Origin of the sequence: Paraglaciecola arctica, assembly GCF_018861065.1 — a bacterium.
Lineage (GTDB): Bacteria > Pseudomonadota > Gammaproteobacteria > Enterobacterales > Alteromonadaceae > Paraglaciecola > Paraglaciecola arctica_B.
In genome coordinates this window covers 1-11,396 of sequence record NZ_JAHKQO010000022.1, presented here as the reverse complement: position 1 = coordinate 11,396, position 11,396 = coordinate 1, and the positions used below count along the sequence as shown (strand labels likewise).

Below are 11,396 nucleotides of genomic sequence, written 5' to 3'. Positions count from 1 at the left end.
TATTACAAATTTTTAGAAAATTCTTTCCATAAGTAAGCCGTAATAGTCGCAATCTATTTATTTTGGGGATTTATTGTGACCTTTTTTAGAATAATTATTTCGTAAGCTGACAATTTTTAGATCATAGCTTATAACTACAATGGCTTGTTTCTCCTTGGTTTTATCGTACTCTAATCGCATAAGTGCACGAGGTAAAATATGTTCAAGGTCAATTGGAAACGAGCAGTAATTAAAGTCGGTAGTAGTTTGATTGCACCTAATAATAATCAGTGTAGTCAGGAGTACCTTCGGCCAATAGCCGAATTTATTAATATCAGTCGCAAACAAGGTAAAGAAATGATTTTGGTTTCTTCTGGCAGTGTGGCGGCAGGTAAGGGAAAAATTGCGTTTAAACACCACCCTTCGATTGTAGAAAAGCAGGCTATGGCAGCAATTGGGCAAACACAAATGATGGCCAATTGGGCTAGCTTATTTGATTTTGATTGTGCGCAAATATTACTTACATCAGATGATTTACATAATCGCACTCGTTACGTCAATATCAAAAATACACTGCGAGAATTATTGAAAAATAATGCGTTACCTATAGTGAATGAAAATGACACTGTCGCCATCAACGAACTAAAGGTAGGAGACAACGATAATTTGGCGGCATACACGGCACTGGTTGCAGAAGCCGACACACTGATAATATGCTCTGATATAAATGGTTTATACGATGCAGATCCAAGAAAAAAACCAGGCGCTAAGTTAATCCCAGAAGTGAACACTATTGACGAAAGTATCTACCTGTTGGCAGGTGGAGCGGGCAGTGATGTAGGCACTGGGGGTATGCAAACCAAATTACAAGCAGCGCAAAAATGTGTGGATTCTGGTATTCAAACATTGATTGTCAATGGCCGTGATCCAGCGGTATTTGCAGACTTGGCTAACGGACATTCACCAGGCACTTTGTTTAAGCCAAACCAGACTTTGGATAACGCCCGTGATACTTGGTTAAGGCACACCTTAAAAACCAAAGGTACCATCGAAATTGACCAAGGTGCTAAACAGGCTTTATTAGAAAACGGCGCGTCACTGTTACCCTCTGGTATTATTAAGGTGAGTGGGCAGTTCATGTCTGGTGAAGCGGTAAACATTAGTTATAAAACCCACATCATCGCTAAAGGTATTGCACTTTATAGCGGCACAGATTTAAACATAATAAAGGGTTTGAAGAGCCAAAAAATCGAAACCACTTTAGGTTACACTCTCGGCGAAGTCGCAATACATCGTGACGACTTAGTGTTGCTTTGAACTGCAATGAATTAATTTTAGACAAGGGACATACAAATATGAGTTTCTCTATTACCAGTGCTGCCCAACAAGCCAAAAAAGCAGCGCGTCAAATTGCTAGCTTGACCGCAGGGCAAAAAAATCAGTTATTGAGCGATATTGCTGAGGCATTGGTGGAAAACACCCCAGCTATTTTAGCTGCTAATAAAAAAGACCTAATCGCGGGCGAAGAAAACGGCTTAGATGCTGCCATGTTAGATCGTTTAGGTTTAGATCCTAAACGTATTCAAGACATTGCTGAGGCTGTTATTGAAATTGCAGGTCAGGCTGATCCTGTAGGGTCTATTTCCAAAATTGAACGCATGCCTAGTGGTATCCAAGTAGGAAAAATGCGAATTCCTTTAGGCGTGATTGCGATGATTTACGAATCTCGTCCTAACGTGACTATTGATGCTGCTGCGTTATGTTTAAAAGCGGGTAACGCAGTAGTGTTGCGTGGCGGCAAGGAAGCGATTCACTCCAACTTAGCCTTGGCAGAATGTATAAAAAGCGCTTTGGCGAAACAGCAATTAGATCCTGCGGCTGTGGTAGTTGTGCCTGATCCCGATCGCGCCGTGATGAACGAATTAATGACACTCAATGAATCTATTGATCTGATTATCCCGCGAGGTGGCGAAGGGTTGATTCGTTTTGTCTCACAAAATAGCCGTATTCCTGTTATTCAACATTATAAAGGTGTATGCCACCTGTATGTAGACAGCGCCGCAGATCAGAATAAAGGCTTAGACATTCTCAAGAACGGCAAAACGCAACGTACTGGTGTATGTAATTCACTAGAAACCTTAGTGGTACATAAAGACATAGCCGCATCGTTTTTACCTAAGGCGGCGGCAATGTTGGCAGAGCACAATACGCTAGTACATGCTTGCGAAAATAGTATATATTATTTTAGTAATGCGCAGCCTGCCACTGAAGATGATTGGCACGCCGAATATTTGGCGATGGAAATTGCAGTAAGAGTGGTTGATGACTTCGAGCAAGCAATAGAACATATCGAAGAATATAGTTCTGGGCATACTGAAGTGATAGTTAGCCAAGACTATTCTAAAACCCAAGCTTTTATTCGCCGTATTAATTCTGCGGTAGTGATGGCTAACGCATCATCACGTTTTTCAGATGGTGGGCAATTGGGTTTAGGTGCAGAAATTGGTATTTCTACCAGTAAGTTGCACGCTTACGGTCCTATGGGCGCCGAATCACTTACAACTGAAAAATTTATTGTGATGGGTGATGGTGAAGTACGAATTTAAGTTTCTTTTGATAGACATTACATTGCCAGATAAACCATGATCGACAGCCAGATATAGCAGTCAAAAAAAACCTCACCAAATGGTGAGGTTAAAATCCTGAGGACACATTTCAGGTTTTTATTGAGACTTAGTTTGGTTATTCAAATCTGTAAGTTATGCGCACGCCATAGGTGCGAGGATCAAGATAAGTCGGTGTTCGATAACGACCGACCAAGGAGTTATCGACTCCTAACCCAGTAATTGAGGCTTCGTCACTGACATTCTTGACATACAACTCAAACTGCCAGGTTTCATCCGCTATGTCTCTTACTGTTACGCTTAGATCAGACTGTGACCATCCGTCTTGTTTGTCGGTCTTGATGTTATATAAGCGTGAGTAATAGCTATCTTGCCAATAACTTTGTGCGCGATAAGTGATTTCCCAGTTATCACTCAATTCATGGCTATATTGGATGCCAAACTGCACTGAACTTTCAGGAGAATATTGCAAAGTATTGCCCTTTAAGTTTACAGGTCCGGAGCCAGAAGGAGATGATATATCTGGTGATGTGTAGAATTCATCAACAATCTCAGAGTCGAGTAGTGACAGATTAAGATTTACTCTTAAACCATCAATTGGCGCCGCAATAAACTCAAACTCAGCCCCCTTTACTTCTGCATCAACGTTAGTATTAAATGTCGTTCCGTCTCCTAAAATGCCTCCTACTTGTAATCCATCATATTTATACATAAATGCGGTTACATTAGCTTGAAAGGTGCGGTCAAACAGAGTGTTTTTGGTACCTACTTCTAACGCATTAATATATTCAGGATCAAAAGTTGGGAACGAAGACTCACTAGCGCCAGGGTTAATGCCTCCCCCTTTATAACCACGAGATAAAGTACCAAAAATCAGCGTTTGATCAGTCGCATCTAAATCAGGTGTATAACCAAAACCAATTTTCCCGGTGAATTCCTCCCACGCTCCGTCGCCGTATTTAAAGGTGCTATCCATATCAAAGTCAGTGGTCAGGTATGACCCCGCCGCGAATGGATAGATATCAAGTGGTGAATAGGTTCTGGTTTTAGTTGATTTTTCTTCTTCGGTATAGCGAATACCTACTGTTAATTTGAGATCGTCGTTTACGTCGTAATAACCTTCAGTAAAAATTGCCCAGGATTCTGTGAACACTTCAGGTGTGTCAAAAGTAAAAGCTCCTAACTCATCAGGTAAGGCTTTAAAAGCGGCAACAGCAGTTACTTCAGGAATATGAAATTGCACTAAGCTTTCACCTTCATAATCTAGGTAAAAGGCACCGGCGGTAAAATTAAAGGGTCCATCAAGATAAGAGGCAACCCTAAATTCTTGACTGAACTGAGTACTTGCCGCTATGTCAGTGCGGGTGGTGCTGTGGCGGGTGGTAGGTTCAGTTCGTCCTTCAGGCAATAATAAAGATTGTGGAACCAACATCGCATCGCCACCATCAGCGTTATCAAAATCTCTATAAGCCTCACTTTCTCTATCGTGATAGGCCGTTACTGATGTAAATACGTAATCACTAAATTCATAGTTAAGCTCAAAAGATAATAGTAAATCTTCGTAGTTATAGCTGGGTTGGTAATCTGTTCGCACTTTCCTAGGATCGGTATTAGTCGCGCGAGATGAACCATCCAAATTAGTATTCCAGAAATCCGGGCGCGTGCTATAGCCAAGGGCACTTAGTAACCCAGCCAGAGCGCCGTTAGCTAAAGAGCCATCGGTAAAACTGGTGTTCGGAAATTCAAACCCTAAGGTTTCGCTGTTGTCACAACCCAGTACCGGATCTGATTTACATAACACCCCAACAGTTCCACTACGATCACTGTGCTCTCTAAAATACTGCGCAAACAAAAAACCTTCAGTTTGATCACTAAATTCTATTGTTGTTGAGCTTCTCACTGACCATTGATCACGGCCGTCTAGCGTATCAAAATCAACATTTTCAGCTAAGGTTTCAGAATAACCGTCTCGTTTAACTGTGTTAAATGCAAAACGTTGTAGCACCTTTTCGCTAATAGGTAGGTTAACAAATCCATTGGTTCTAACGCCATTGTAATTCCCTATATCGGTCATCAAAGATGCTTCGAAGAAATCGTGAGGTCGCTTGGTAATAGTATTCACAACACCCGCAGTGGTATTACGACCAAAAAGTGTGCCTTGCGGCCCACGAAGTACTTCAATAGATTGAACGTCGTAAAACTCATTTTGGGAGGCGTTAGCACTCATATACACCCCATTGATGTGCACCCCCATACCCGGATCTGCAGTTGCCGATACAGCGGTATTGCCTACTCCCCTGACACTGTAAGACCCTCCACCATTCACCATCGCATTGGGTACTGCGAATTGCATATCAGATGCATCTTGAATGTCTTGATCCTCCAACATTGCAGCGTTAAACGCACTAATCGCTATGGCTGTTTCTTGTAATGTTGTCACTCGTTTTTGTGCAGTGACTTCGATTACCTCGATGCCTTTGCCTTCTTGTTCCTTGTTTTTTGGTGCCTGTTGTACTTCTTGAGCAATGGTTGTCAGTGTAAAAGGTAATACAGTGACCGCGGTTAATAAGCATTTAGTTAGTCTTAAATTTGACATTATTAAGCTCCAATGTGTGTATAACTGTTTTCTATTTTTATCGAATAGAATTTTTCTATTAGATGTATATGTATCTAAATAAAGCGTTATTGTAATTATAGTCAATAAGGCGCTTACGGTATTGGAACAATTTGTAATAGTCAAATATTTTTGTAACAAAAATGTTATTAAATATTTTATTTCAACATTGTCGACTCGTGAAATTAAATTTATTTACATATAAAACAAGTAATTAAGTAAATGTCTTTTAAAATTATTTTGTTGTAATATTGTAAAATAAAAATCAGAAGTTGACCGTTTTGATGGTGCCACCATCTACGCGTAAATTGGTACCCGTTACGTTTGAAGCCGCAGGACTCGCCAAAAATACCGCTGCATTGGCTACCTCTTGTGATGTGCCAAGTCGATTAAATACTGACAACGCTTCGGCACGTTTAAAGAGCTCTGGTTTGTACTTTTCAACCCCTTGCCAGAAGCCATTTTCATGATAGATGGGGCCTGGGGAGACTAAGTTGACACGTATATTATCTTTGCCTAACTTGTTTGCGAGTTGGTTTGCATAAGAGATCAAAGCAGCTTTCATTGCACCATACTCAGTTTCGGTAGGCATATTGGCAGTCATAATGGAGGCTATTGACGCGATATAAACAATCGCAGGTTGTTTGCCATTTTTTAAATGTGGTAAAGCTAACTCGGTCGCTCTTATATGTTGCAGCAAATCCGCTTCAAAGGCTTGTTTCCAGCGATCTAGCCCAGTAAATTCATTCATGCTGGTGACATTGCTCACTAGAATATCTAAGCCACCAAGTTGCTCTACAGCAGACTCAAACCAACTAGCAAAGGCCTCTGGTTCAGATACGTCTACGCTACTTCCAAAGGCAGTTGCACCTTGGTTGTGCCACTGATTCAATGCCTTGGCTAAGGCCTCTTTGCCACGAGCACAAGTCGCTATTGCAGCTCCATCATTTATAAAACTATCGGCTATGGCATGGCCAATCCCTCGACTTCCACCTGTTACAATTACACGTTTGTTTGTTAAGCCTAAGTCCATAGTAATTTCCTCGATACTGGTTTGTTTATGTCAAATTAACACTAAACCTTATTGCACTAATCGTCAATAAGGTTTACATTAATGTTGTTTTTTGTAAATATGAAGTTAATAGTTGATGTTTTTAGTTGTTACTATGGGAATTAAAATGACGAGTATTGGTCGATTAGGTTTGCTATTAATGATGCGTTTTGTCGCGTTATTTGGATTAGGTTTAATGACTGTTGAAGCTGATGAATCAATCGATGGAGGCAAGATTTTCCAAACTAGCTGTCTAGCCTGTCATTCAGGTGCCTTACTTGAGGCGCCAAAAGTAGAGGCGCTGAAGCTTTATCCACCAGAGAGAATAGTAACTTCACTTGAATCTGGATTAATGAGTACCGCTGGTATGGCGTTATCTCGCTCAGAAAAGACTGCGGTGGCCGAGTACTTAACGGGTAAAAAGGTCACTAAAGCTGGTAATAGTGTCTCCACTTATACTTGTAAAAGTACTGAGATTGCGACTCCGAGTACTGTAAGCAACTTGGCATGGAATGGTTGGGGAGGTCAGTCTGATAACAGTCGCCATCAACAAGATGCGGCTTGGATCACAGCTGATAATGTCAGTGATCTAAAACTAAAATGGACCTTTGCTTTTCCAGATGCAACGCGAGTAAGGGCTCAGCCTACTGTGACTGACAATATGGTTTACATAGGAAGCCAAGCTGGGATTATTTATGCACTTGATGCCAATACAGGTTGTGTTCACTGGGAATACCAAGCTAAGGCAGAAGTACGAGGTGCCATTTTTGTACAAAATGACTTGCTATTGTTCGGTGATTTGGAGGGCAACGCATACGCCATAAATGCCATTTCTGGCAAATTATTATGGCGCACTAAAGTACACCAAAGCCCACTGGCAGTGGTGACAGGCTCTGTGATAGCTGACGCCTCAAAAGTGTATGTCCCAGTCTCTTCCCTTGAAATCATTCCTGCCGCCAGACCAGACTATGAATGCTGTTCCTTTAGAGGTGCAGTGGTGGCCATTGATATTCAATCAGGCGAAAAAGTGTGGACAACTTATACAGTCGATGAGCCTAAAGCGACTTACAAAACCTCGGTAGGGACTCAACAACATGGTCCTTCTGGTGCTCCAGTCTGGTCGGGACCTACTTTAGATTTAGAGCGAAACTTATTGTATGCCACAACAGGGCAGAACTACTCATCACCTGCCACTGGCACAAGTGACGCTGTACTCGCGTTGGATTTGGAAAGCGGTGAGATTAAATGGGTGACACAAGTCACAAAAGGTGATGCTTGGAATGGTGCGTGCTCTCGCAATACTCCCAACTGCCCCAAAGAAGACGGGCCCGATTACGATATAGGTGCCTCGGCCATTTTAAGTAAACAAAAAAATGGTAAACAATTACTCATAGTAGGCCAAAAGTCAGGCATGGTGTATGCGTTAGACCCCGACGCCCAAGGTAAAGTTGTTTGGAAAAAGCGTGTAGGCAGTGGCGGCACAATGGGAGGTGTACATTGGGGCATGAGCACAAGTACTGAAAAAGTATTTGTAGGTGTATCCGATTTGCCAACAAACAATGCCTACAATATTGGCGACGCTCATCCAGGTATTCATAGTTTAGATTTGAAAACAGGGGAGTTTGTGTGGCGTAAAACCCTTCCCAATGTTTGCCCTAAAGAACGAAAATTTTTATGTTTTCCCGGTATTTCAGCGGCTGTTTCTAGTTCCGCTGATCTAGTTTATGCGGGGAGTCTAGATGGCATGTTTAGAATTTTTTCTGCCAGCAACGGTGACATTCTTTGGGAGTACAACACTACACAAGCAGTCATTGGTAATAACGGTGTAAAGGGCTATGGCGGTTCGATTGAGGCAGATGGCCCAGTGATTGCCAACAAATCCGTTTACCTTACCTCTGGATACGATAAATGGGGGGAAGCGCCTGGGAATTTGCTTATGGTGTTTTCAATCGGTGGTCAGTAAACATTTAGTTTTGTATTCAATTGTCAGTGGCAAAGGATTTGGCTTTGCTTGTTTTAACTTAAATTATTTGGAGAAAGTTATGAATATTTTGAAAAGGGTTACGGCGCTGTGTTTGTCGGCGCTAATAGTGTCTGCAGAAGCCATAGAAATAGACAAAACGGCCACCATAAATGACACCACTACTACCTTGAAAGGGATTAGTCACATTAGCATTTCTGTGGCGAATTTAGATAAGGTTTTGGCGTTTTACCAAGAAGCGACAGGTTTTGAGTTGATTAAGCGCGAAACAGTAAAAAACAACAAAATTGCTGATAAACTTTTTGGTCACCCAGGAATTGAATACGAAGTCGCTACCTTAAAAGCCCCTAACATGCTGTTTGAACTGACAGCCTTCAAACACAATCATGATGCCAAAACCAGCACTATGAAAGTAAATGGACCAGGCATGACACATACCTGTTTTCAGTCTCCACAAAATAAATCGGGTTTTGACAAGTTTGTTAAGGCTGGTGCCAAGGTATTATCTCGTCAAGGAAAAGCGGTTGATTTAGGTGGTTATGGTGTCACTTATGGCTACGCCTATGATCCTGAAGGTAATATGGTTGAGCTAGAGCAGCTTGACCAAAAAGTACTTGAGCGTTCTGGTTATGATCCTACATGGAAAACATTAGATTACGATCTGTGGATGACCCAAGTTGCGCTAGTCACCCACGATATAAATGCCTTAATGAGTTACTACCAAACCGTCTTGGGATTTAAGCCTTACCGTGTGGGTGACTATGCCAACAACTCAAAATTAGACGAACTGATCGATGAGGACAATACATCACTGCTAGGTGGCTGGTTCAAAATGAATCAAAAATCAAAAGTAATGGAATTTTGGCAATATAGAACGCCTTTAACTGAAAAAAGTTCAGGTGTTCGTACGCCAAGTGATTTGGGATATAGCTTTTCCTTAGAAGTGGCGGATATTCAAAAAGAATACCAACGCTTAAAAGCCCTTGGCATCGCTTTTATCAGCGAGCCGCAATTGCTGGGTGAATTTTGGCAAGTCTTCGCCAGAGACCCTGATAGTAATATCTATAGCTTAAGGCAGGCTGTGAATCCACTAAGTGCCTATTCGATTGATAGTTTTGACCCTCGAACTTAAGTCATCTGGTATCAAATAGAGAATAACTGTTATGTCCTGTAACTTTAGTTTTGTTGGCTTCAAACGCTTACTTGGGGTGTATTTATGTAGCTCTGTTTTGCTGCTTACCACAACCTATGCAGCTGATGTTAACAATCAAGCACAACTCAATAAGTCTTCCCTAGGGTATGATTCTCATTTTGTCACTCTCAATGACCTCAGATTTCACTATGTGGATAAAGGAGAGGGAGATCTCATTGTTTTTTTACATGGCTACCCGTTTTTTGGTGAAAGTTGGCACAACTTGTTGCGGCACTTTAGCAATGACTATCATGTTGTGGCGCCAGATAACCGCGGTTACAACTTATCTGCTAAACCCGAAGGGGTCGAAAACTACAAACTTGAATTATTAGTCGAAGATGTAAAAGCGCTAATAGGGTCGCTATCTAATGGTAAAAAGGTCACCTTAGTAGGACATGACTGGGGCGGTGCTTTGGCATGGTCCGTGGCGCAAAAATATCCGCAACTACTGGACAAATTGGTAGTGATCAATGCGCCGCCATACAATGTGTTATTACTTATGTTGGTTAATGATGCGGACCAAAAAAAGTCATCGGTTTATATGGAGAAACTGAAAAGTCCAGAAATGGAAAACGTCTACGCTAAACAAGGTCCTGAGATGTTATGGCGTTACGGTTTTAACCGTGGTTACGCAAATGGACATATAGATGAGCAATTTAAACAGGCATTTTTTGATGCTTGGAATCAACCTGGCGCGCACACCGGTGCTGTTAATTGGTATCGTGCCAATGTTCCAAAGGTAGACGATATAAATGATGAGACTTATTGGCCTTCGAAAATGGCAAGGGTCAGTGTTCCCAGCTTATTGATATGGACTGAAAATGAACGCACATTTGTTCCGGCTATGTTAGAGGTCATTCCCAGATACGTGGATGATCTCACTATTGCTGTTATTCCCGGGTCTGGGCACACGCCATTTATTGATAAGCCTCAAGAAGTGATTAGCGCGATGGAAGCGTTTTTTCGAAAATAACGAGAGGCTACTTAAGCGATTTCTTACGTTATTATCGAGCTTATTCTAAGTCAGTGTTTCTTACGAGAGGTTTTAGAGCCGTTTCATAGTTGCGTTGTAACCCTTCAATGCTGCCAACCATCATGGCGACTGTGATATCTTCAACTGTTTGTCGGCTAACATTGTGTCGAGTCAGATAGTGGCCAGCCGCTGCTGGCATACCAAAAGATATATCTACAGCCGTTCGCGCGATATTGATATCTATTCCAAAATGGTGATGGACTATTTCTGCCACAAACTCTACTGCAGTATTTCTACTATATTCAGTTGGATCACCATGTTCGGATAGACTCGGCTCAGCGGCTAATCTATCTAAAATTTGGCCCCTTTCTTCAATATAACTTAAGTAAGTGTTAGTGGTTTGTCTAACCAATTGTTCGAATGTCTCCGCGCCTTCTGCGGCTTTGGATTGGCGTATTCTTAAGCTCCTGTATTCGCGCTTAAGTAGGGTTTGCAAAAGTTCTTTCATACTAGGGTAATACGCATAAACCAGTGATTTACTTATCCCCGCTTTTTGACCCAATCTGTCCATACTTAATGCTGATACACCTTCAGTGGCAACCACTTCTGCTGCATGATCAAGAATCAAATTTTTTCTGACTTCAGGTGATAACCTTGTACGTGTCTTTTTGGGTTCTGCCATGGTGAGAAAACTAGTCCTTTAAGCGTCAATATTTAGCAAGTAATACTATGGATGAGAACAATAAATGCAAGCTTTGTTACTAGTTGTGTGTAGCTTGATTCATACAAATTAACAAAGATAACCTAAGTGTTGCTACTTATCATCACGCTTTTAGATTATTAGTGCTATTGACCTAATGCCGATAAGTTAAGAAAACTTTTAATACTCGATTGATAAATTATTGGTATAAAAGCAATAAAAGTGGATTCCGGCCAAAAGACTGCCGGAAAGACGATGGTGAGGAATGGCAGTAAAGACTGC

At 41.5% G+C, this 11,396-nt stretch carries 8 protein-coding genes; 5 read left to right on the top strand and 3 right to left on the bottom strand.

Annotation, left to right across the window (positions count from 1 at the left end):
* Positions 1–198: 198 nt before the first annotated feature.
* Together proB and KO534_RS08665 are read left to right on the top strand one after the other, a co-directional pair.
* The gene (proB, locus tag KO534_RS08670) at positions 199–1,296 is read left to right on the top strand and encodes a glutamate 5-kinase (protein WP_215929254.1); all 1,098 of its coding nucleotides are present in this window, start codon (positions 199–201) and stop codon (positions 1,294–1,296) included.
* A 38-nt stretch (positions 1,297–1,334) separates the two neighbouring features.
* On the top strand, positions 1,335–2,585 hold the full coding sequence (locus KO534_RS08665; RefSeq protein WP_215929253.1) for a glutamate-5-semialdehyde dehydrogenase: 1,251 nt from the start codon (positions 1,335–1,337) through the stop codon (positions 2,583–2,585).
* A gap of 136 nt (positions 2,586–2,721) precedes the next feature.
* Here KO534_RS08665 and KO534_RS08660 read toward each other — a convergent pair whose 3' ends face one another.
* Both KO534_RS08660 and KO534_RS08655 read right to left on the bottom strand, forming a co-directional pair.
* Positions 2,722–5,199: a TonB-dependent receptor gene (locus KO534_RS08660; RefSeq protein ID WP_215929252.1), complete on the bottom strand. Its 2,478-nt coding sequence runs from the start codon at positions 5,197–5,199 to the stop codon at positions 2,722–2,724.
* A 283-nt stretch (positions 5,200–5,482) separates the two neighbouring features.
* A complete protein-coding gene (locus KO534_RS08655) occupies positions 5,483–6,250 on the bottom strand; it encodes an SDR family NAD(P)-dependent oxidoreductase (RefSeq protein WP_215929251.1) in 768 nt (255 codons plus the stop codon).
* A 145-nt stretch (positions 6,251–6,395) separates the two neighbouring features.
* Here KO534_RS08655 and KO534_RS08650 point away from each other — a divergent pair, with 145 nt between their 5' ends.
* The 3 genes from KO534_RS08650 to KO534_RS08640 all read left to right on the top strand — a co-directional run bounded on the left by KO534_RS08650 (position 6,396) and on the right by KO534_RS08640 (position 10,414).
* Positions 6,396–8,231: an outer membrane protein assembly factor BamB family protein gene (locus KO534_RS08650; protein ID WP_215929250.1), complete on the top strand. Its 1,836-nt coding sequence runs from the start codon at positions 6,396–6,398 to the stop codon at positions 8,229–8,231.
* Between the two features lie 79 nt (positions 8,232–8,310).
* Positions 8,311–9,381: a VOC family protein gene (locus tag KO534_RS08645; RefSeq protein WP_215929249.1), complete on the top strand. Its 1,071-nt coding sequence runs from the start codon at positions 8,311–8,313 to the stop codon at positions 9,379–9,381.
* A 31-nt stretch (positions 9,382–9,412) separates the two neighbouring features.
* Positions 9,413–10,414, top strand: coding sequence for an alpha/beta fold hydrolase (locus KO534_RS08640; protein WP_215929248.1), 1,002 nt, complete (start codon positions 9,413–9,415; stop codon positions 10,412–10,414).
* A 40-nt stretch (positions 10,415–10,454) separates the two neighbouring features.
* Here the strand turns inward: KO534_RS08640 and KO534_RS08635 are convergent, their stop codons facing one another.
* Entirely contained in the window at positions 10,455–11,096 is a 642-nt protein-coding gene (locus KO534_RS08635) for a TetR/AcrR family transcriptional regulator (protein WP_215929247.1), read from the bottom strand.
* Positions 11,097–11,396: the final 300 nt, after the last annotated feature.

Bases quoted from the DNA above. Each gene is read 5' to 3' on its own strand.
- KO534_RS08640 (WP_215929248.1), top strand. From the start codon at position 9,413: ATGTCCTGTAACTTTAGTTTTGTTGGCTTCAAACGCTTACTTGGGGTG.
- KO534_RS08655 (WP_215929251.1), bottom strand. From the start codon at position 6,250: ATGGACTTAGGCTTAACAAACAAACGTGTAATTGTAACAGGTGGAAGT.
- KO534_RS08645 (WP_215929249.1), top strand. From the start codon at position 8,311: ATGAATATTTTGAAAAGGGTTACGGCGCTGTGTTTGTCGGCGCTAATA.
- KO534_RS08635 (WP_215929247.1), bottom strand. From the start codon at position 11,096: ATGGCAGAACCCAAAAAGACACGTACAAGGTTATCACCTGAAGTCAGA.
- KO534_RS08660 (WP_215929252.1), bottom strand. From the start codon at position 5,199: ATGTCAAATTTAAGACTAACTAAATGCTTATTAACCGCGGTCACTGTA.
- proB (WP_215929254.1), top strand. From the start codon at position 199: ATGTTCAAGGTCAATTGGAAACGAGCAGTAATTAAAGTCGGTAGTAGT.
- KO534_RS08665 (WP_215929253.1), top strand. From the start codon at position 1,335: ATGAGTTTCTCTATTACCAGTGCTGCCCAACAAGCCAAAAAAGCAGCG.
- KO534_RS08650 (WP_215929250.1), top strand. From the start codon at position 6,396: ATGACGAGTATTGGTCGATTAGGTTTGCTATTAATGATGCGTTTTGTC.